The following is an 18,523-nucleotide window of genomic DNA, read 5'->3' on the forward strand; positions in this document are numbered from 1 at the left end:
ATGCGGATAGCAGTTAAACCTAAAGCGAGTCAGGAGAGGGTTGCAGCCCACTGGACTGCAACCGGGTTTTAGTACAGGGAAGGGGCGCCTTCAGGACGGGTCTTGAAGCGACGATGCAGCCACATATATTGTTCTGGGGCCATCATGATGCATTGCTCAACGATCTTATTCATCCATGCAGCTGTGGTCTCCGCGTCGTCTAATGGCGGTGAACATTCTGGCGGCAGCATAATCAATTGATACCCTTTCCCGTCGGGCTTACGACGAGGAACAAATGGCACCAGGCACGCATTCGACATGCGTGAAAGCATCCAGGTCCCGGAGGTCGTGGCGGCCTGTTCAACGGCAAACAGCGGCACAAACACGCTGGCGCGAGGACCGTAGTCATGATCCGGCGCGTACCAGACCACTTCGCCTTTTTTCAACGCTTTAATCATTCCTTTCAGGTCTTTACGATCAAGCATTGATTTATTAGAGCGCATGCGTCCCCAGGTCTGTAACCAGTCGAGCAGCGGATTGTCATTAGGACGATACACACCGATACCAGGCTCCTGCAGACCAAACTGACGCGCACCCAGTTCCAGGGTCAGAAAGTGCAGACCGACTAACAGGATCCCCCGCTTTTGCGCCTGAACGTCACGGATATGTTCCATCCCGATCACTTCTGTCCAGCGTGAAATGCGCTTATCGGACCAAAACCAGGCCATCCCGGTTTCCATTACGCCCATGCCGACGGACTCGAAGTTCCTGACGACCATCTGCTGGCGTTCCTGCTCACTCATCTGCGGGAAGCACAGCTCCAGATTACGTGAAACGATTTTTGCCCGGCGTTTCATCAAACGTAACGCCAGACGACCTAATGCACAGCCCAACTTATAAAGTACCGGGTAGGGCAACTGTACGATTAACCAAAGGATGCCAATACCCAGCCAGGTTAACCAATAACGTGGATGCAGTAGCGCAGCCGAAAACTTGGGTAAATTCGTCATGTCTATCCTGTCTTCAAACGACCAATTCCCTGTATTGTCGCATTTTTTCGCGCGTATCAAAAATTTGTGACGGGAGAACGGTGATTAAATCGGCAATTGTTGTTGCGTTTTTATCGTGAAGTAAGAAATGTAGCGTAAAATGTGTGGATGTAAATTGGCGATGTTTGCTTTATGATGCCGCCGATTTTCATTTACTCCCTATTTGCAGGATACGTACACCATGCCAGTGTTACACAACCGCATTTCGAACGACGCGCTCAAAGCCAAAATGCTGGCCGAGACTGAGCCGCGCACGACGATCTCGTTTTATAAATATTTCACCATCGATGACCCGCAACATACGCGTGATGCGTTGTACCAACTGTTCACTGCGCTGAATGTGTTCGGGCGTGTATATCTTGCCCATGAAGGCATTAACGCGCAAATCAGCGTGCCGCAAAGCAACGTGGATGCATTCCGCCAACAGCTGTATGCGTTCAATCCCGCACTGGATGGATTACGTCTTAATATCGCCCTGGACGATGACGGGAAATCATTCTGGGTGCTACGCATGAAAGTTCGCGAACGTATTGTGGCGGATGGCATTGATGATCCTGACTTTAACGCCAGCGACGTGGGTGATTACCTGAAAGCGGCAGAAGTGAACGCCATGTTGGACGATCCTGACGCGGTATTCATTGATATGCGCAACCACTATGAATATGAGGTGGGGCACTTCGAGAATGCGCTGGAGATCCCCGCAGACACGTTCCGTGACCAGTTGCCGAAAGCGGTTGAAATGATGCAGGCGCATAAAGATAAAAAAATAGTTATGTACTGCACGGGCGGGATCCGCTGTGAGAAGGCCAGCGCCTGGATGAAACATAACGGATTTAGCAAAGTCTGGCACATTGAGGGGGGGATTATTGAATATGCCCGCAAGGCGCGTGAACAGGGGCTTCCGGTACGTTTCATCGGCAAAAATTTCGTTTTTGATGAGCGTATGGGCGAAAGGATCTCTGAAGATGTTATCGCGCATTGTCATCAGTGCGGAACCGCATGCGACAGCCACACTAATTGTAAAAATGATGGCTGCCATCTGCTGTTTATTCAGTGCCCGGCTTGCGCGCAGAAGTTTAAAGGCTGCTGTAGTGAGCTGTGTTGCGAAGAGAGTGAGTTGCCGGAAGAAGAGCAACGACGTCGTCGCGCCGGGCGTGAAAATGGCAACAAAATCTTTAATAAATCCCGCGGTCGTCTGAATACCAAACTGGGGATTCCGGATCCCGCGCAATAAAAATGTTGCCGGATGATGGCTATCGCCTCATCCGGCAACATTTATGCGTTACTTCTGCTGCACACCTTCCACTGAGATGATTAAATCGACTTCCTGTGAAGCAGGGCCGAGATCGGTGGTGATATTGAAGTCTTTCAGTTTAATCTTACCTTGCGCTTCAAAACCGGCGCGCGTACCACCCCATGGATCGCCACCCTGACCGATCAACTTCGCGTCCAGCGTCACTGGTTTGGTGACGCCATTCAGGGTCAGGTTACCGGTGATATCGAGGTCATTCCCCTCTTTTTTCACGCTGGTGGAGCTAAAGGTCGCCTGCGGGAATTTAGCCACGTTAAGGAAATCCGCGCTACGCAGGTGCTTGTCGCGTTCGGCGTGGTTGGTGTCAACACTGTTGGTGTTGATGGTGACGTTAACCTTATCGGCTGCGGGATTTTTTTCATCAAAGGTGAACGTACCGTCGAAATCTTTAAAGGTGCCGTACAGCCAGCTGTAACCCAGATGCTGAATACGGAAATTAACAAAGGCATGCTGTCCCTCTTTGTCAATTTTGTAATCTGCCGCCATAGCCGATCCGGTCGTGAATAACAGAGAGGCGAGTGTCAATCCCAGCAGGTTTTTTTTCATTTTAAGCTCCATAGTCAGATGACGATTTTCCCAACATGCGATTCAGGGTATCGTCGTTATCGATAAAGTGATGTTTCAGGGCCATAAGCCCATGAAGAAGCGATAAAACCACCACGGTCCATGCCAGCCACAGGTGCAGGCTGCCGGCAAGGTCGGCCTGAGCGCCCGCGTTGGCAAGGGTGGCGGGAATATCAAACCAACCAAATACGCTTATCGCTTTGCCATCTGCGGTCGAGATCAGATAACCGCTGATAACAATCGAAAAGAGCAGGGCGTAGAGCGCAAGGTGACCCATTGCCGCTGCGATGCGGGTTAAGCGGGAATAGCTTGTCAGCGCAACTGGGGGAGGGGAGAACAACCGCCAGACAACGCGAATGACCAGTCCCATCATGAGCAGGATCCCGATGCTTTTATGCAGTTCAGGGGCCTGGTGATACCAGCCATCGTAATAACTGAGCGTGACCATCCATAAACCCAACGCAAACATGCCATATACAGCAATCGCCATCAGCCAGTGTAATGCGACAGACACCACGCCATAGCGCTGTGGACTATTAGTGAATTGCATAAGTACACCGTTAGATATTTCAGGAGTAAATGAAAATGGCGCGTAAAAGACATTAATGCAACTAATAAATAACAATGATGATGATATTTATTTTCATATTCAATAAAATTGATTGAATATTGATGTCATCATCAAGGTATTAGAGAGAATGAGCAAAAGGTGGGCATCATTACACGGTGTTGATAGGGTTTTCTTATTCAGTTTATTGCAATGAAATTTAAGTAAATATCAGTTTTTGTCAATTAGTGTCAGTGCGATCTGGTCAGAAAAACATAATATATATCACATCCATAATTGCCAGCAGCGACCATAAAATAATGTAGAGCATAAGATGCTCACGAATATTATTAACCAGATAGTGAAAGATGCGCCGCATCGATGTTATTCCTGTCATTAAAAATGGCCTCACCACGAGGCCATTAATCATTATCGCGTAAAGCGACTCAGCCTGAATGGCGTCAGGTCAAAGGCTGGCGGTTTGTCCTGCGCAAAGTCCGCGGCTATTTCCCCCAGTACGGAGGCAAACTTAAAGCCATGTCCGCTCAGTCCGGTGATGATCAGGGTATTGTCATGTTCAGGTAGCGTATCAATGATAAAGTCTTCATCCGGCGAATTATCGTAAGTGCAGGATGCACCGTGCAGACAACAGCCAATGCCTGGCAGAACTGTACGCAGGAATGGGAAAGCTTCGGAGCCATCGCTGGCCACAGCGGCAAACGGCTTGCGCTCTTCGGCTGCGTGAATTACCTGTCCGCCGTTGTGCTTACCAATTTTTAGTTCGTCGTTTTCTGCCGGAAAACCGTAGTACTGATCGCCATTTGGCAACTCGCCGGTAAAGGCCGGGAAGTTATTTTTAACGCTATAGCGGCCATCGGCTTGATACCATGCGAACACTTTGCGCACTGGCTGTATCGGCAGTTCCGGTACTAATGCCTGCACCCATGTCCCGGCGCTGACCAGGGCTTTTTTGGCGTGGTAGTCACCGTCGGCGGTTTCTACCGTGACGCCATCTTCACTATGATGAACAGCCGTGACCGGGCATTTAAACAGCTGTGCGCAGCCAGCTTCTTCAGCCAGACGAATCCAGGTTTTAATCGCTAACTCACTACGCAAAAAGCCCGACTCAGCTTCAAACAGACCAATATAATTTTCAGGTACGCGAATCTCGGGCCAGCGAGCCATGATGGCGGCGGCATCAAGATGTTCGACGTTGAGTTGCCACTGTTTCGCGCTTTGCGCTGCGGTAGCTAAGAAAGTTGAATCTGCCGGGCCCAGATTGATAACCCCGGTGCGTACAAAAATCGGTTCTTCATTTTGAGTGGAAAGTTCATCCCACAATGTCTGCGCGCGCAGCACCAGCGGAACGTATTTCTCACCTTCGCCATAAGCATGACGAATTAATCGTGTGTCGCCGTGGTGGCTGCCCTGTTGATGCGGTGGCATATGCGCATCGATCATCAGAACGTTCAGACCGGCGCGAGTGGCATAGTATCCGGCTGCGGCACCCACGGAACCGCTGCCAATAATGATTAAGTCGTATTTCATCCGCTTCTCTCTGCAATCGCGATAGTAGCAGGGTAAATAACTGACCTGGAATATTCAACCGGGAAATAAGAAAGGCACCGTTAAGGTGCCTTTTGATGGTTGGATGTATCAGATTTAATGGCGCTGATACTCATTTACCTGGTAATCGCCGGATTCAATTTTGGCGATTCCTGCTTCTAATATCGAAATAAATTGCCTGGCAACATCAGTGGTTAACCAGAGCGTTTGACCAACTTCAGTCCCATCCGGGTCCGGTCGATTCGGGGTCTGGTAGTGCAAACGCAGCATCAGCGCGTCGTAGGTATCAACGGTGCTGATGTCCCATCCTACAAGCGGATGAGTCTGAATGACTTCATTATTCTTTTCCATCATGCCCCCTAATTCGTGTTACTAGACAACGGTTTTCGAGGTTCAATGCATTTTTTTTCTGAAGCAACTTCAGTATATCAATAAATAAGGGTATTCATTGAAAATTTAAAGAGGGCAGCGCATAAATTTATAGTTTTCAGCGTTATCTGACTAATAAAGCAACATGTCATTCATTTTTTTTTAGCAAGTTGCACAATTATTTTGTTGTTCTGGTTAAAAGATAACCAGGAAATTAATATTAAATTAAATGGCCGCCAGGGGGAGTCTGCATTTTTTTAAAACTGCGTGTAAAAAAAAGCCGGGGCGACCCGGCAAACAAACATCACTGCATATCATTATTTATTCATTGATAAACCAGTCATCCGCGCTTTCCCAGGTCTCCTGCAAGATCTCGCTGATGCGTTCTTTGTCCTCTTTGGTCGCGCCAATTACCGACAGATTATTAGCTCCGGCATAACGGACGGTAACGTTACCCTCGTTATCCGGAAAATGATGATGAATACGGCGGGAGAGTTCACCTGCCAATGCGTCAATCGCACCGGCAGGCAAAGGTGAAGTTTTGGCAATAGTGACTTCAATACGCATAATAGCCCCCTGTTGAATATACTGTTTATTTATACAGTTATTCAGATCAGTTGGCTACATTTTTTTTAGCTTTTTACTGACCAGCGTACCGTTTCGCCACCCAGGAAAGGCACCAGCGAGTCATCTGCCAGCGCAATGCTCTCCGGGACATGGTGCTCCACGCGTTCAAGCTCAATAAAAGTCTCATTCACCGGCAGACCATAGAATTGCGGACCATTGAGTGAGCAGAAGGCTTCAAAATGGCTCAGCGCATTCATCTCTTCAAATACGGTGGCATAGCTGCCCAGCGCAGTCGGGGCGTTAAAACACCCGGCACAGCCGCAACTGGATTCTTTGCGATGACGGGCATGTGGCGCTGAGTCGGTACCAAGGAAAGCACGGCTAAATCCGCTGGCGACCAACTCACGTAGTGCCTGTTGGTGGACGTTACGTTTAAGGATTGGCAGACAATACAGGTGCGGACGAATGCCGCCGACCAGCATGTGGTTGCGGTTAAACATCAAATGTTGTGGCGTAATGGTGGCGGCGAGAAGCTCGTTACCATCCCGCACATATTCGGCAGCATCTTTAGTGGTGATATGTTCAAACACGACTTTCAGCGCAGTCAACCGCTGACGCAGCGGTTCCATCACCGTCTCAATAAAGCGTGCTTCGCGATCGAAAATATCGATATCCGCATGTGTCACTTCACCATGCACCAATAGCGGCATACCCAATTTTTCCATCCGTTCCAGCACAGGCATGATGGCCTCAATAGAGGTTACGCCATGCGTTGAGTTGGTGGTGGCATTCGCCGGGTAGAGTTTCGCGGCGGTAAACACGCCTTCGTTGAAACCTCGCTCCAGCTCATTGGGATCCAATGTATCCGTTAAATAGCAGGTCATTAAGGGCGTGAAGTCGTGTCCGGCAGGTACCGCATCAAGAATGCGTTGGCGATAAGCGATAGCTGCATCAACTGTGGTGACGGGCGGTGCCAGGTTCGGCATGACAATGGCGCGGCCGTAAATTTCGCTGGTATAGGGCACGACAGTTTTTAACATGTCGCCATCGCGAAAGTGAAGATGCCAGTCGTCTGGGCGGCGGATCTTTAAAACCTGGGATGGTGCAGTCATCAATATGCTCCGGCTGAGGATTGTCTTTTTTGCCGGAAACAAAGGATAAGCGGAAACGTTTTCGTTTGCACGAAAAAAAGGGCGCATCAGCGCCCTCTGGTTTATTAGTCGGTGAATGGGATGATGATTTCGCCCGGTTTCACTTCTATACCTTTCGCCAGTTTTTTCGCCAGCGCTTCACCCTGACTGCTGTCGTCCTGCAGAACATAGGCAGGCTGTTGGTTAAAGTAATTACGCAGCGACTGGTTTAAATACGGCATCAGCGTTTGTAGCACCGACTGCATTTTTTCAGGTGTGACGGTCGCGTCCACGACTTCCATCTCTTGCAAGTAAATCGCGCCTTTCTCTTTATTGAAGACCGGTAGCGCTTTAAGTTTCAGCTTCATGGTGGCTTTCTGACTGCCAAACAGGGAATTCATGTCCAGATTGGCATCACCCGTCAGAGTCACTTTATTAGGCTCTTCACGCCCTATCTGACTGGCGAGATTGCTCAGTACGATGTGTGCTTCAGCGACGCCGGGCAAACCGATATCTTTTGAAAAGTTATTATGCTTCGCCAGCGCCTGATTAATCTCTTGCTCGCTAACCGTATATTGCGTGAGTTGATTACAACCAACCAACAGGCCGCCGACAATCAGTGCAGCGGCAAAAAAAAGCTTTTTCATGGGAGTCCTCAACATGATGCATATGGCGTAATCGTGACACAAAGCATCATCGAGTACCAGCGCCCCGGGCACCAGCAGAAAAAACTGAAAAGTGCTCGTGCGCCGGATTAGCTATCAGGCATCGGGTTCCAGCATGCCGCGCGTCGGGCGTTTGTGGCTGAATTGCCAGCCCAAAGCCAGGAAGGTGATGAAGCCGATAATACCGAGCATCATCCATGGCAATTCAGGCTGCGCCAGGGCTTTGCCCATATCAAACAGCCAGCCGCCGCCGACATAACCAATTGCGCCGCCGATGGCGAGCCCAAGTCGGCTGAAGCCCATGTAACTTCCTCGCGCCCGTGCATTGGCCAGCGAGGCGCTCAGGGTTTCACGCGCCGGTTCGGCGATGATCGAGCCGATATAGAAGGTGCAGATCAGCGTGAATAGCTGCTGTAAATTGCCGACCAGACCGATGGGCATCATGCTCAGAGACATCACCAGCAGACCGGCCATCAGGCGATGTTCCAGGCGAAAACGTTTTTCACTCCAGCGGGCAATAGGGTAGAGCAGCGTTAACGAGAGGCATGCTTCGATGGCATACATCCATTTCACGGCGGCAGGCGAGCCAGCGATGTCGTTCACCATGATAGGCAGCATTAACATGACCTGTACCGCCAGCATGTAATAACCCGCCAGCGTCAGCACATAGGTGACAAAACGTTTGTCATGCATCACGTGGCCCATCCCTTCACGCACCGGAATTTTCACCGTCGACAATTTCCATGCCGGGAGTAGCCAGGCGTTAAACGCCGCGCACAGAACAAACAAAATGGCTCCTGTCGCGCAGACCAGGCGGAAATCGTACTGTAACAGCCAACTGCCAAGTAACGCGCCAACCACGGCGCCTGCGCTATCCTGCATCATCAGGATAGAGAAAAAACGCCCGCGCTTTTCCGGGCGGATCAGTTTGACCACCAGCGCCGAACGGGGAGGGTCGAACAGCGTGCCGCCCAGCCCGGAAAGAAAACAGGAAAACCACAGCAGCCAAGGCTCGTGGGCAATACCCATGGTGGCGAACCCGGCGGCGCGCATCAGCATACCGGTGACGATCATCGGTTTTGCGCCGAAACGGTCAGCAATAGCGCCGCCAAAAATACCCAGACCCTGCTGAATAAATTGACGCAATCCTAACGCGATCCCGACCATAACGGCAGCCCAGCCCATTTGGTCGACGAAGCGAATTGAGATCAGCGGGAAAACGACGAAGAAGCCCAGCACGACCAGCATATTATCGATGAGAAGGAAGTATTTACCCAGGTTCCTTGCCTGCGAGACTTGCGACATTTCCCCTCCCGGGAAAAACTCGTCACTCTGGTTAGAGTTTAAAAGATAAGCATCTCCTATTCTGCGGTGTCGTCATCGCTTTTCCCACCCTTGGCGGGACAATATTTTTTTATCAAAAGCCCGTCTTGATAGAGAGTTTTCATCAAAATGTGTGAATAATTCAAAAAATGGCAATTTGCTCTTTTCAAAGGGCATATTTGCACAGGTATAGTATCGCGAATAGCGTATTGAAGACGTTACGGGAAGGAGTAGGTATAGAATGTTTGGCTATCGCAGTAACGTGCCAAAAGTGCGCTTAACCACGGACCGCCTGGTCGTGCGTTTAGTGCACGAGCGTGATGCCTGGCGTCTGGCAGATTATTACGCAGAAAATCGTCATTTCTTAAAACCCTGGGAACCTATTCGCGATGAAAGCCACTGTTATCCCTCTGGCTGGCAGGCGCGTCTGAGTATGATCTCTGAGTTTCATAAACAAGGCACCGCGTATTATTTTGCGCTGCTCGATCCGGAAGAAAAAGAGATTATCGGCGTCGCGAACTTCTCGAACGTGGTGCGGGGATCTTTCCACGCTTGTTATCTCGGTTATTCCATTGCGCAAAAGTGGCAGGGGCAGGGGCTGATGTACGAAGCTTTAACCTCGGCCATTCGTTATATGCAGCGCACGCAGCATATTCACCGCATTATGGCGAACTATATGCCGCACAATAAACGTAGTGGTGACTTGCTGACGCGACTCGGTTTTGAAAAAGAAGGGTATGCCAAAGATTACCTGCTGATTGACGGGCAGTGGCGCGATCATGTGCTGACGGCGTTGACCACATCAGAATGGACCCCAGGCCGCTAAGTTTCAGGTTAGCCTGAGTAATGGAGAAGACGATGAAATACGAATTAACCGCCACCGAAGCACGCGTGATTGGCTGTTTACTGGAAAAACAAGTCACCACGCCGGAACAGTATCCGCTTTCTGTCAATGGCGTCGTCACCGCCTGCAATCAAAAAACGAATCGTGAACCGGTGATGAATCTGTCGGAATCGGAAGTGCAGGATCAGCTTGATAACCTGGTGAAGCGGCATTTTCTGCGTACGGTGAACGGCTTTGGTAATCGCGTCACGAAATATGAGCAGCGTTTCTGCAACTCTGAATTTGGCAATCTGAAACTCAGCGCAGGCGAGGTGGCGCTGGTCACCACGCTGTTGCTGCGCGGCGCGCAAACGCCGGGCGAACTGCGAAGCCGTGCTTCGCGAATGTACGAATTCCGCGATATGGCTGAAGTGGAGTCGACGCTGGAAAAACTGGCGACCCGTGAAGATGGCCCTTATGTGATCCGTCTGGCGCGCGAGCCGGGTAAACGCGAAAGTCGCTATATGCACCTGTTTTGCGGTGATGTTGATGAGCCCATCGCTGCGGCAGATGAACTCCCGGTCGCGTCTGGCGATCTGCAGGCGCGCGTTGAAGCCCTGGAAACAGAAGTCGCGGAACTTAAGCAGCGGCTGGATTCTTTGTTGGCGCACCTGGGAGACTAACGTGAATAAATTACGTATCGGTGTTGTCGGTCTGGGTGGCATTGCGCAAAAAGCCTGGCTGCCCGTACTGGGCAGTTCCGCAGACTGGACGCTGCAAGGCGCGTTTTCACCTTCGCGGGAAAAAGCGCTGCGTGTCTGTGAGACCTGGCGCATACCCTACGTTGACTCCCTGGTGAATCTGGCGAAAACCTGCGACGCGGTTTTCGTCCATTCCAGCACCGCGACGCATTTTGCGGTGGTCAGTGAACTCCTGAATGCCGGGGTCCATGTGTGTGTGGATAAACCGCTGGCGGAAAACCTGCGTGAGGCTGAACAACTGGTCGAGCTGGCCGCGCGGAAAAAACTGACGTTGATGGTCGGCTTTAACCGCCGATTTGCACCGCTGTATCAGGATCTCAAAGCCATGTTGGGCAACGCAGCGTCTGTGCGTATGGATAAGCATCGTTCGGACAGCGTGGGGCCGCATGACCTGCGTTTCACTCTGCTGGATGACTATCTGCACGTGGTCGATACTGCGTTGTGGTTGGCAGGAGGGAAGGCGCAGTTAAATAGCGGTACTCTGCTGACTAATGACGCTGGCGCGATGCTTTACGCCGAGCACCATTTTTCTGTCGATCAGCTACAGATAACAACCAGTATGCATCGGCGTGCCGGTAGCCAGCGGGAGTGCGTTCAGGCGGTGACCGATGGGGGACTGATTGACGTCACAGATATGCGGGAATGGCGGGAAGAACGCGGGCAAGGTGTCGTATACAAGCCGATAGCAGGCTGGCAAACGACCTTAGAACAGCGAGGTTTTGCCGGATGTACGCGGCATTTCATGGAGTGTGTGCAAAATCAGACGGTTCCTCAGACGGCAGGCGAGCAGGCGCTACTGGCCCAGCGTGTTGTCGAAAAGCTATGGCGGGAGGCGATGGCTGAATAACCGCCTGTAACATCTGGCGGTAGTAATTCATTGTAATCCAGGTACTATATGCCAACTCAAAATAACACCTCTTTTCAACCATAGGCTGGCTTGTAGGCCTGATAACACGCTGCGGCGTCGCCATCAGGCACAGTGACATTGCCGGATGGCGATGTTGGTTATATGGGGTTTTGCCTCAGGGTCTGGAATACAACATAGATGAATTTATTAAAGTCGCTGGCAGCCGTCAGCTCGATGACGATGTTTTCACGTGTGCTGGGTTTTGCGCGTGATGCGATTGTCGCCAGAATCTTTGGCGCAGGGATGGCGACCGATGCCTTTTTTGTGGCCTTCAAACTTCCTAACCTGCTACGCCGAATTTTTGCTGAAGGCGCATTTTCTCAGGCGTTTGTGCCTATTCTGGCTGAATACAAAAGTAAGCAGGGTGAGGATGCTACCCGCGTGTTTGTTGCCTATGTTTCAGGGCTGCTGACGCTGGCGCTGGCCGTGGTGACGGTTGCCGGGATGCTGGCTGCGCCGTGGGTGATTTTAGTCACTGCGCCAGGGTTTGCCGACACCGCCGACAAATTTGCCTTGACTACCCAACTGCTGCGGATCACCTTTCCTTATATCCTGCTGATTTCACTGGCCTCGCTGGTCGGCGCAATCCTTAACACCTGGAACCGCTTTTCTATTCCGGCGTTTGCGCCGACCTTTTTGAATATCAGCATGATCGGTTTTGCGCTGTTTGCCGCGCCTTATTTTAATCCTCCGGTACTGGCGCTGGCATGGGCCGTGACCGTTGGCGGCGTGCTGCAACTGGTGTATCAACTGCCGCATCTGAAGAAAATTGGCATGCTGGTGCTGCCGCGCGTGAACTTCCGCGATGCGGGGGCGATGCGCGTCGTCAAGCAAATGGGGCCGGCGATCCTCGGGGTTTCCGTCAGCCAGATTTCACTGATCATCAATACGATTTTCGCCTCGTTTCTGGCCTCCGGCTCGGTTTCCTGGATGTATTACGCCGACCGTTTGATGGAGTTCCCGTCCGGCGTCCTTGGCGTGGCGCTGGGGACTATCCTGTTGCCATCGCTATCAAAAAGCTTTTCCAGCGGTAATCATGATGAGTATTGTCGTCTGATGGACTGGGGGTTGCGTCTGTGTTTTCTGCTGGCATTACCCAGCGCTGTGGCGTTGGGTATTCTGGCAAAACCGCTGACGGTTTCGCTGTTTCAGTACGGTAAATTTACCGCCTTTGATGCCGCCATGACCCAGCGCGCGCTGGTGGCATACTCGGTCGGTTTGATTGGTTTGATCGTGGTGAAAGTTCTGGCTCCTGGCTTTTACTCGCGCCAGGATATTAAAACGCCGGTGAAAATTGCTATTGTGACGCTGATTATGACTCAGGTGATGAACCTGGCGTTTATCGGCCCGCTGAAGCATGCCGGGCTGTCGCTGTCGATTGGTCTGGCGGCATGTCTGAACGCTTCACTGCTTTACTGGCAGTTGCGTAAACAGAAAATCTTTACCCCGCAACCGGGCTGGGCCTGGTTTCTGGCGCGTCTGGTGATTTCCGTCGTGGTGATGTCAGCGGTCCTGTTCGGGATGCTCTATATCATGCCGGACTGGTCGCAGGGAACGATGTTGTGGCGTTTACTGCGTCTGATGGCCGTCGTGGTGGCTGGGATTGCAGCTTACTTCGCCGCGCTTGCTGTGCTGGGCTTTAAAGTGAAAGAGTTTGTGCGCCGGACGGCGTAACCGATAATTGCCGGATGGCGGCGTTACGCCGGATCCGGCCTGCAGAACGCGCTGGCCTGAAAGCTGCGAGCGATCAGGCTGGCATTAAATAGAGAATTTTTTCCCGCCGCGGTGCGCAGCAGAGGTTTGACCGTTTGCGCCATACAGCGCCGGCTCCTGGTGCGGTTTCAGCACTTGAATCGCTTGTTGATTACGCTCAATTTGCCCTTCCAGCAGCCATCCGTTGTGCTGGTTGAGGTCGCGCAAATGCTGCGTTTTTTGAGTGATCGTCTGCCAGCGTTCAGCAATCTCATCGTTGGCGCTGCGCGTGGCGTCATGCTCCAGACGGCGCTGCTGCTCCAGATAATCAAGGGTTGCCAGCAAAGAGCTTTTTTCTTCTGTAATACGCTGTAGCTGGCTGCCGTTGATATATCCGGCGGAAAGCTGCTGCTGCTCAGCATCCATTACCGTTTTCAGGTCATTGAGGACGGTTGTCATCTGATCAAGTATTTCTGACAAACGAGTCATACTTTATTTACTCTGTAAGTAGCTCTGTGCCTCGCGAATGAGCGAGTCGGCAATTTTTCCGGTATCCATTTTCAACTCACCGTTACGGATCGCGGTTTTTAATGCTTCGACGCGTTCCATATTGATGTCATTGGTGCCGGGCTGCATCAGTTTGGCCTGGGCGTCGCTCAGCATGACGCTGGTGCTGGTGGTCGCGGTGGTTTTTTCCTTCCGCGCTTTTTGTACCGGCGCATCGCTGGTTTCACGTGGCTGAACGGTACTGACTGGCTTCAATGGTGAGGTACGATCAATGCTCATTTTGTTTATCCTCATCGAGGGGTTACGCTATAGCGGCCCGCTGTAATCATTGGTTGTTTATCTATCGGCACACGCTAAAAAATCTTTAACCTATTATAGGTTAATAAGAATATTCCCATCAGAATCGACGATGCCGCTCACCACCTGGCCGGAAATCATCCGCACTCGCGCATTCTGTGCGACGGCGGCATTGTTCAGCGCTTTACCTTCGGCATTCACCCGAAAGCCATCGCCGTTGGCGATAACCAGTACGCGTTGGCCAGCTTTGATCCGCCAGGCCTGGCGCAACATTGAAAGCTGTATCGGCTGACCGGGAACCAGATCGCGCAGACTCACCGCGTCCTGCACCTGATTCAAATCTAACACGGCGCGCGGCGGCAGTTGGTCCAGCCGGCCTCGCTTTAACGTCACGCTGGTCGGGGTTAGCGCACTGCCCCGGGCGACGGGCGCAGCGGCAACCACGTAGTTTCCCGTGGCCTGCACATTCACCTGCAAATAACGTTTCTCGTTGGCGCAGCGGGCCAGCACGTTCACATTCCCCCACAGTTTCGCGTTGCCTGACACGCTTAATGCGGGTTGCTCGCAACTGGGCAGTAGGTTAGGCGACGTACGGATAGTGACGACCACCTCATCGCTAAATCCGGCCAGACGTTGGGAAAACCATGCCGTCAGCTGTGAATTCAGGTCTTGCGCCAGCGTCATAGGGCTGAACAGCAGTGCAGCCACAACTATTCCACGTTTAAACGTTTGCATCAAAACCTCGCGCTTTTTCAGGTAGTGGCAGGATTTTACCTGTGTGACGCAGTCATCAACGCAACAAATAGCGACGCATTTTGCGTTTATTCCGGCGATAACGCGCGCGTAATGGGATTTAAGCTGTCGGCTGAATTTTGTCATTTGCGGAGGAGATATGCTCGATAAGCTCGACGCCGCCTTACGTTTTCAACAGGAAGCGCTGAATTTGCGCGCCCAGCGCCAGGAAATATTGGCCGCCAACATTGCCAATGCCGACACGCCGGGGTATCAGGCGCGCGATCTGGATTTCGCCAGTGAATTGAAAAAAGTCATGGTGCGTGGACGGGAACAAACCGGCGGCGTCTCGTTGACGCTGACCTCTGCACAACATATTCCGGCCCAAACCGCTTCTGCTCCCGCTACGGAATTGCTCTATCGCATTCCTGACCAGCCGTCTCTGGATGGTAATACGGTAGATATGGACCGGGAACGTACGCAATTTGCAGACAACAGCCTCAAATATCAAATGGGGCTGACCGCGTTGGGCGGACAAATCAAAGGCATGATGAACGTGCTGCAAGGAGGGAACTAATTCGTGGCGCTGTTAAATATTTTTGATATCGCAGGCTCTGCGCTGACGGCGCAGTCTAAGCGTCTGAACGTGGCGGCCAGCAACATGGCGAATGCGGATAGCGTCACCGGACCCGACGGTCAGCCGTATCGCGCCAAACAGGTTGTTTTTCAGGTTGATGCCGCGCCAGGGGCGGCTACAGGCGGCGTAAAAGTGGCTGACGTTATTGAAAGCCAGGCGCCGGATAAGCTGGTGTATGAGCCGGGTAATCCGCTGGCCGATGCGAACGGCTACGTAAAAATGCCGAATGTGGACGTCGTCGGCGAGATGGTCAACACCATGTCCGCTTCGCGTAGCTACCAGGCAAACGTCGAAGTCCTCAATACCGTGAAAAGCTTGATGCTCAAAACGCTTACGTTAGGCCAGTAAAGGAGACGCACATGTCTGTTGCTGTAACCATGAATGACCCGAGCAATGCAGGCGTTAAAGCCGCTACCGGGAATAGCTCTCTGACGGGCAGTAATGCCGCTGACCTGCAAAGCAGTTTTCTGACGCTGCTGGTCGCACAGTTGAAAAACCAGGACCCAACCAACCCGCTGCAAAACAACGAACTGACCACCCAACTGGCGCAAATTAGCACCGTGAGTGGGATTGAGAAACTGAACACCACGCTGGGGTCTATTTCCGGGCAGATCGACAACAGTCAGTCGCTGCAGGCCAGTACGTTGATTGGTCACGGCGTTATGATCCCCGGCACCACCATCCTGACCGGTAAAGGTACGGAAGAGGGCGCGAAAACCACCACCACGCCGTTTGGCGTTGAGCTGCAGCAGCCGGCAGATAAGGTCACTGCAACGATTACCGATAAAGACGGCAAAGTGATACGCACTATTGATATCGGCGGCTTGAAAGCAGGAGTTCATACCTTTACCTGGGACGGCACCATGACCGATGGCACGGATGCGCCAAGCGGTTCTTATAACGTCTCAATTGCTGCCAGCAATGGCGGAACGCAACTGGTGGCACAGCCGCTTCAGTTTGCGCTGGTGCAGGGTGTTATTCGCAGTAACGGCGGTAATACGCTGGACCTGGGCACCTATGGAACCACCACCCTCGACGAAGTACGGCAAATAATCTAAGCCCTCACACTTATCAGGAGTAAGTCATGGCCTTTTCTCAAGCGGTCAGCGGTCTGAACGCTGCAGCGACCAACCTCGATGTCATTGGTAATAACATCGCCAACTCCGCTACCTACGGTTTTAAATCTGGTACGGCTTCTTTTGCCGATATGTTCGCCGGTTCTAAAGTGGGCCTGGGGGTTAAAGTTGCGGGTATTACTCAGGACTTTACCGATGGTACTACCACCAATACCGGACGCGGACTGGATGTGGCTATCAGCCAGAACGGATTTTTCCGTATGGTAGACAGCAACGGCTCTGTATTCTACAGCCGTAACGGTCAGTTCAAGCTCGATGAAAACCGCAATATCGTTAACATGCAGGGGCTGCAACTGACAGGTTATCCTGCTACCGGTACACCGCCGACAATACAGCAAGGTGCTAACCCGGCACCGATCACTATTCCGAATACGCTGATGGCGGCGAAAACCACGACTACCGCGTCAATGCAGATCAACCTGAACTCCACTGACAAGGTACCAAGCAAAACGCCGTTTAATCCAAACGATGCGGACTCCTACAACAAAAAAGGCACTGTTACCGTTTTCGATAGTCAGGGTAACGCCCATGACATGAACATTTTTTATGTCAAAAACGCAGAGAGCAACACCTGGGAAATTCACACACAGGATGCTTCAACTGGCGAAGCTGCAAAATCAGCCGGGTTTATGAAGTTTAACAACAATGGTGCGTTTTTAGGGATGAGCGCCACGGCAACTGGTACGCCAGCAGGAACGGATATCACAATTACAACCGGTCAGATTAATGGCGCAACTGAAGCCACCTTCTCTCTGAGCTTCCTGAACTCCATGCAGCAGAACACCGGTGCCAACAACATCGTCGCCACGAATCAGAACGGCTACAAGCCGGGCGATCTGGTGAGCTACCAGATTAACAATGACGGTACCGTGGTCGGTAATTACTCCAACGAACAGCAACAGGTACTGGGCCAGATCGTGCTGGCAAACTTTGCCAACAATGAAGGTCTGGCGTCTCAGGGCGACAACGTCTGGGCGGCTACACAGGCTTCCGGCGTGGCGCTGCTGGGTACCGCAGGCGAAGGTAACTTCGGCAAACTGACCAACGGCGCGCTGGAGGCCTCAAACGTGGATTTGAGTAAAGAACTGGTGAATATGATCGTCGCTCAGCGTAACTATCAGTCGAACGCGCAGACCATCAAAACCCAGGATCAGATCCTCAACACGCTGGTCAACCTGCGCTAAGCGCCTGACGGGATGGCTTAATGGATCACGCAATTTATACCGCTATGGGCGCGGCCAGTCAGACGCTGAATCAACAGGCGGTGACGGCCAGCAACCTGGCAAACGCCTCCACGCCGGGCTTTCGTGCGCAGCTCAATGCGCTGCGTGCGGTTCCCGTTGAAGGTTTGTCTTTGCCGACGCGTACGCTGGTGGTGGCCTCCACGCCGGGGGCCGACATGACGCCGGGCCAGATGGACTATACCTCACGCCCGCTGGACGTGGCGTTGCAACAGGACGGCTGGTTGGCTGTCCAGACCGCAGACGGTAGTGAAGGGTATACCCGTAATGGCGCCATTCAGGTAAGCCCTACGGGTGAACTCACTATTCAGGGGCATCCGGTAATCGGTGAAGCCGGGCCGATAGCCGTACCAGAAGGTTCCGAAGTCACCATTGCGGCTGACGGGACGATCTCGGCGCTTAACCCAGGCGATCCGGCTAATACGGTTGCGCCCGTTGGGCGTCTGAAACTGGTGAAGGCGACGGGGAATGAAGTGCAACGTGGCGACGACGGTATGTTTCGTCTGACCCAGGCCGCGCAGGCTACCCGTGGCGCGACGTTACAGGCCGATCCGAGCATCCGCGTTATGTCGGGCGTGCTGGAAGGCAGTAACGTCAAGCCGGTTGCCGCGATGAGCGACATGATTGCCAACGCCCGCCGTTTTGAAATGCAGATGAAGATTATCAGTAGCGTGGATGATAACGCGGGCCGCGCTAACCAACTGCTGTCGATGAGTTAA

Annotated in this window: 23 protein-coding genes; 10 read left to right on the plus strand and 13 right to left on the minus strand. The window is 52.2% G+C overall.

What is annotated here, in order from left to right:
• Positions 1 to 68: 68 nt before the first annotated feature.
• Positions 69 to 989: a Kdo(2)-lipid IV(A) acyltransferase gene (locus FDW97_RS19650; protein WP_038639653.1), complete on the minus strand. Its 921-nt coding sequence runs from the start codon at positions 987 to 989 to the stop codon at positions 69 to 71.
• 220 nt (positions 990 to 1,209) lie between these two features.
• On the opposite strand from FDW97_RS19650, the gene FDW97_RS19655 reads away from it, so the two are divergent.
• Complete coding sequence (locus FDW97_RS19655) at positions 1,210 to 2,262, plus strand: rhodanese-related sulfurtransferase (protein ID WP_137351513.1); 1,053 nt, start codon at positions 1,210 to 1,212, stop codon at positions 2,260 to 2,262.
• 48 nt (positions 2,263 to 2,310) lie between these two features.
• Here FDW97_RS19655 and FDW97_RS19660 read toward each other — a convergent pair whose 3' ends face one another.
• The 9 genes from FDW97_RS19660 to mdtH all read right to left on the minus strand — a co-directional run bounded on the left by FDW97_RS19660 (position 2,311) and on the right by mdtH (position 9,053).
• On the minus strand, positions 2,311 to 2,886 hold the full coding sequence (locus FDW97_RS19660; RefSeq protein WP_038639660.1) for a YceI family protein: 576 nt from the start codon (positions 2,884 to 2,886) through the stop codon (positions 2,311 to 2,313).
• Between the two features lies 1 nt (position 2,887).
• A complete protein-coding gene (locus FDW97_RS19665) occupies positions 2,888 to 3,454 on the minus strand; it encodes a cytochrome b (RefSeq protein WP_069323308.1) in 567 nt (188 codons plus the stop codon).
• A 262-nt stretch (positions 3,455 to 3,716) separates the two neighbouring features.
• On the minus strand, positions 3,717 to 3,830 hold the full coding sequence (locus FDW97_RS19670; protein WP_003036148.1) for a YceO family protein: 114 nt from the start codon (positions 3,828 to 3,830) through the stop codon (positions 3,717 to 3,719).
• Between the two features lie 50 nt (positions 3,831 to 3,880).
• The gene (gene solA, locus FDW97_RS19675) at positions 3,881 to 4,999 is read right to left on the minus strand and encodes an N-methyl-L-tryptophan oxidase (protein WP_137351514.1); all 1,119 of its coding nucleotides are present in this window, start codon (positions 4,997 to 4,999) and stop codon (positions 3,881 to 3,883) included.
• 114 nt (positions 5,000 to 5,113) lie between these two features.
• A complete protein-coding gene (gene bssS, locus FDW97_RS19680; protein WP_137351544.1) occupies positions 5,114 to 5,368 on the minus strand; it encodes a biofilm formation regulator BssS in 255 nt (84 codons plus the stop codon).
• Positions 5,369 to 5,707: 339 nt separating this feature from the next.
• Entirely contained in the window at positions 5,708 to 5,953 is a 246-nt protein-coding gene (dinI, locus tag FDW97_RS19685) for a DNA damage-inducible protein I (protein WP_006685106.1), read from the minus strand.
• 65 nt (positions 5,954 to 6,018) lie between these two features.
• Positions 6,019 to 7,065, minus strand: a complete 1,047-nt coding sequence (gene pyrC / locus FDW97_RS19690) for a dihydroorotase (RefSeq protein ID WP_110498376.1) — start codon at positions 7,063 to 7,065, stop codon at positions 6,019 to 6,021.
• A gap of 104 nt (positions 7,066 to 7,169) precedes the next feature.
• Entirely contained in the window at positions 7,170 to 7,730 is a 561-nt protein-coding gene (locus FDW97_RS19695; protein WP_038639673.1) for a lipoprotein, read from the minus strand.
• Positions 7,731 to 7,844: 114 nt separating this feature from the next.
• The gene (mdtH, locus tag FDW97_RS19700; protein WP_038639676.1) at positions 7,845 to 9,053 is read right to left on the minus strand and encodes a multidrug efflux MFS transporter MdtH; all 1,209 of its coding nucleotides are present in this window, start codon (positions 9,051 to 9,053) and stop codon (positions 7,845 to 7,847) included.
• Positions 9,054 to 9,312: 259 nt separating this feature from the next.
• Here mdtH and rimJ point away from each other — a divergent pair, with 259 nt between their 5' ends.
• From rimJ to murJ, 4 genes are all read left to right on the plus strand, one after another.
• Entirely contained in the window at positions 9,313 to 9,897 is a 585-nt protein-coding gene (rimJ, locus tag FDW97_RS19705; protein ID WP_137351515.1) for a ribosomal protein S5-alanine N-acetyltransferase, read from the plus strand.
• Positions 9,898 to 9,929: 32 nt separating this feature from the next.
• On the plus strand, positions 9,930 to 10,577 hold the full coding sequence (locus FDW97_RS19710; protein ID WP_137351516.1) for a YceH family protein: 648 nt from the start codon (positions 9,930 to 9,932) through the stop codon (positions 10,575 to 10,577).
• 1 nt (position 10,578) lies between these two features.
• Complete coding sequence (locus FDW97_RS19715; protein ID WP_137351517.1) at positions 10,579 to 11,502, plus strand: Gfo/Idh/MocA family protein; 924 nt, start codon at positions 10,579 to 10,581, stop codon at positions 11,500 to 11,502.
• Positions 11,503 to 11,700: 198 nt separating this feature from the next.
• Complete coding sequence (gene murJ / locus FDW97_RS19720) at positions 11,701 to 13,236, plus strand: murein biosynthesis integral membrane protein MurJ (RefSeq protein ID WP_038639684.1); 1,536 nt, start codon at positions 11,701 to 11,703, stop codon at positions 13,234 to 13,236.
• Positions 13,237 to 13,320: 84 nt separating this feature from the next.
• Here murJ and flgN read toward each other — a convergent pair whose 3' ends face one another.
• From flgN to flgA, 3 genes are all read right to left on the minus strand, one after another.
• A complete protein-coding gene (gene flgN, locus FDW97_RS19725) occupies positions 13,321 to 13,743 on the minus strand; it encodes a flagella biosynthesis chaperone FlgN (RefSeq protein WP_069323314.1) in 423 nt (140 codons plus the stop codon).
• Between the two features lie 3 nt (positions 13,744 to 13,746).
• A complete protein-coding gene (gene flgM / locus FDW97_RS19730) occupies positions 13,747 to 14,040 on the minus strand; it encodes a flagellar biosynthesis anti-sigma factor FlgM (RefSeq protein ID WP_003832153.1) in 294 nt (97 codons plus the stop codon).
• A 93-nt stretch (positions 14,041 to 14,133) separates the two neighbouring features.
• Positions 14,134 to 14,793: a flagellar basal body P-ring formation chaperone FlgA gene (gene flgA, locus FDW97_RS19735; RefSeq protein WP_038643111.1), complete on the minus strand. Its 660-nt coding sequence runs from the start codon at positions 14,791 to 14,793 to the stop codon at positions 14,134 to 14,136.
• Between the two features lie 157 nt (positions 14,794 to 14,950).
• On the opposite strand from flgA, the gene flgB reads away from it, so the two are divergent.
• The 5 genes from flgB to FDW97_RS19760 are packed head-to-tail and all read left to right on the plus strand — an operon-like array spanning position 14,951 to position 18,523.
• Positions 14,951 to 15,367 (plus strand): flagellar basal body rod protein FlgB, encoded by a 417-nt coding sequence (gene flgB, locus FDW97_RS19740; RefSeq protein ID WP_038639692.1) that lies wholly within the window; start codon positions 14,951 to 14,953, stop codon positions 15,365 to 15,367.
• A 3-nt stretch (positions 15,368 to 15,370) separates the two neighbouring features.
• Positions 15,371 to 15,775: a flagellar basal body rod protein FlgC gene (gene flgC, locus FDW97_RS19745; RefSeq protein ID WP_006685091.1), complete on the plus strand. Its 405-nt coding sequence runs from the start codon at positions 15,371 to 15,373 to the stop codon at positions 15,773 to 15,775.
• Between the two features lie 11 nt (positions 15,776 to 15,786).
• Positions 15,787 to 16,485: a flagellar hook assembly protein FlgD gene (flgD, locus tag FDW97_RS19750; RefSeq protein ID WP_038639698.1), complete on the plus strand. Its 699-nt coding sequence runs from the start codon at positions 15,787 to 15,789 to the stop codon at positions 16,483 to 16,485.
• Positions 16,486 to 16,511: 26 nt separating this feature from the next.
• Positions 16,512 to 17,747: a flagellar hook protein FlgE gene (gene flgE, locus FDW97_RS19755; RefSeq protein WP_137351518.1), complete on the plus strand. Its 1,236-nt coding sequence runs from the start codon at positions 16,512 to 16,514 to the stop codon at positions 17,745 to 17,747.
• 20 nt (positions 17,748 to 17,767) lie between these two features.
• Positions 17,768 to 18,523: a flagellar basal body rod protein FlgF gene (locus FDW97_RS19760; RefSeq protein WP_038639704.1), complete on the plus strand. Its 756-nt coding sequence runs from the start codon at positions 17,768 to 17,770 to the stop codon at positions 18,521 to 18,523.

The sequence above is a fragment of the Citrobacter sp. wls708 genome (assembly GCF_005281255.1).
In the GTDB taxonomy this organism is placed as follows: domain Bacteria; phylum Pseudomonadota; class Gammaproteobacteria; order Enterobacterales; family Enterobacteriaceae; genus Citrobacter; species Citrobacter werkmanii.

Bases quoted from the DNA above. Each gene is read 5' to 3' on its own strand.
- flgA (WP_038643111.1), bottom strand. From the start codon at position 14,793: ATGCAAACGTTTAAACGTGGAATAGTTGTGGCTGCACTGCTGTTCAGC.
- bssS (WP_137351544.1), bottom strand. From the start codon at position 5,368: ATGGAAAAGAATAATGAAGTCATTCAGACTCATCCGCTTGTAGGATGG.
- FDW97_RS19670 (WP_003036148.1), bottom strand. From the start codon at position 3,830: ATGCGGCGCATCTTTCACTATCTGGTTAATAATATTCGTGAGCATCTT.
- flgM (WP_003832153.1), bottom strand. From the start codon at position 14,040: ATGAGCATTGATCGTACCTCACCATTGAAGCCAGTCAGTACCGTTCAG.
- flgB (WP_038639692.1), top strand. From the start codon at position 14,951: ATGCTCGATAAGCTCGACGCCGCCTTACGTTTTCAACAGGAAGCGCTG.
- FDW97_RS19760 (WP_038639704.1), top strand. From the start codon at position 17,768: ATGGATCACGCAATTTATACCGCTATGGGCGCGGCCAGTCAGACGCTG.
- FDW97_RS19660 (WP_038639660.1), bottom strand. From the start codon at position 2,886: ATGAAAAAAAACCTGCTGGGATTGACACTCGCCTCTCTGTTATTCACG.
- FDW97_RS19665 (WP_069323308.1), bottom strand. From the start codon at position 3,454: ATGCAATTCACTAATAGTCCACAGCGCTATGGCGTGGTGTCTGTCGCA.
- flgD (WP_038639698.1), top strand. From the start codon at position 15,787: ATGTCTGTTGCTGTAACCATGAATGACCCGAGCAATGCAGGCGTTAAA.
- flgN (WP_069323314.1), bottom strand. From the start codon at position 13,743: ATGACTCGTTTGTCAGAAATACTTGATCAGATGACAACCGTCCTCAAT.
- FDW97_RS19655 (WP_137351513.1), top strand. From the start codon at position 1,210: ATGCCAGTGTTACACAACCGCATTTCGAACGACGCGCTCAAAGCCAAA.
- dinI (WP_006685106.1), bottom strand. From the start codon at position 5,953: ATGCGTATTGAAGTCACTATTGCCAAAACTTCACCTTTGCCTGCCGGT.
- mdtH (WP_038639676.1), bottom strand. From the start codon at position 9,053: ATGTCGCAAGTCTCGCAGGCAAGGAACCTGGGTAAATACTTCCTTCTC.
- FDW97_RS19695 (WP_038639673.1), bottom strand. From the start codon at position 7,730: ATGAAAAAGCTTTTTTTTGCCGCTGCACTGATTGTCGGCGGCCTGTTG.
- murJ (WP_038639684.1), top strand. From the start codon at position 11,701: ATGAATTTATTAAAGTCGCTGGCAGCCGTCAGCTCGATGACGATGTTT.
- solA (WP_137351514.1), bottom strand. From the start codon at position 4,999: ATGAAATACGACTTAATCATTATTGGCAGCGGTTCCGTGGGTGCCGCA.
- flgE (WP_137351518.1), top strand. From the start codon at position 16,512: ATGGCCTTTTCTCAAGCGGTCAGCGGTCTGAACGCTGCAGCGACCAAC.
- FDW97_RS19650 (WP_038639653.1), bottom strand. From the start codon at position 989: ATGACGAATTTACCCAAGTTTTCGGCTGCGCTACTGCATCCACGTTAT.
- rimJ (WP_137351515.1), top strand. From the start codon at position 9,313: ATGTTTGGCTATCGCAGTAACGTGCCAAAAGTGCGCTTAACCACGGAC.
- pyrC (WP_110498376.1), bottom strand. From the start codon at position 7,065: ATGACTGCACCATCCCAGGTTTTAAAGATCCGCCGCCCAGACGACTGG.
- FDW97_RS19710 (WP_137351516.1), top strand. From the start codon at position 9,930: ATGAAATACGAATTAACCGCCACCGAAGCACGCGTGATTGGCTGTTTA.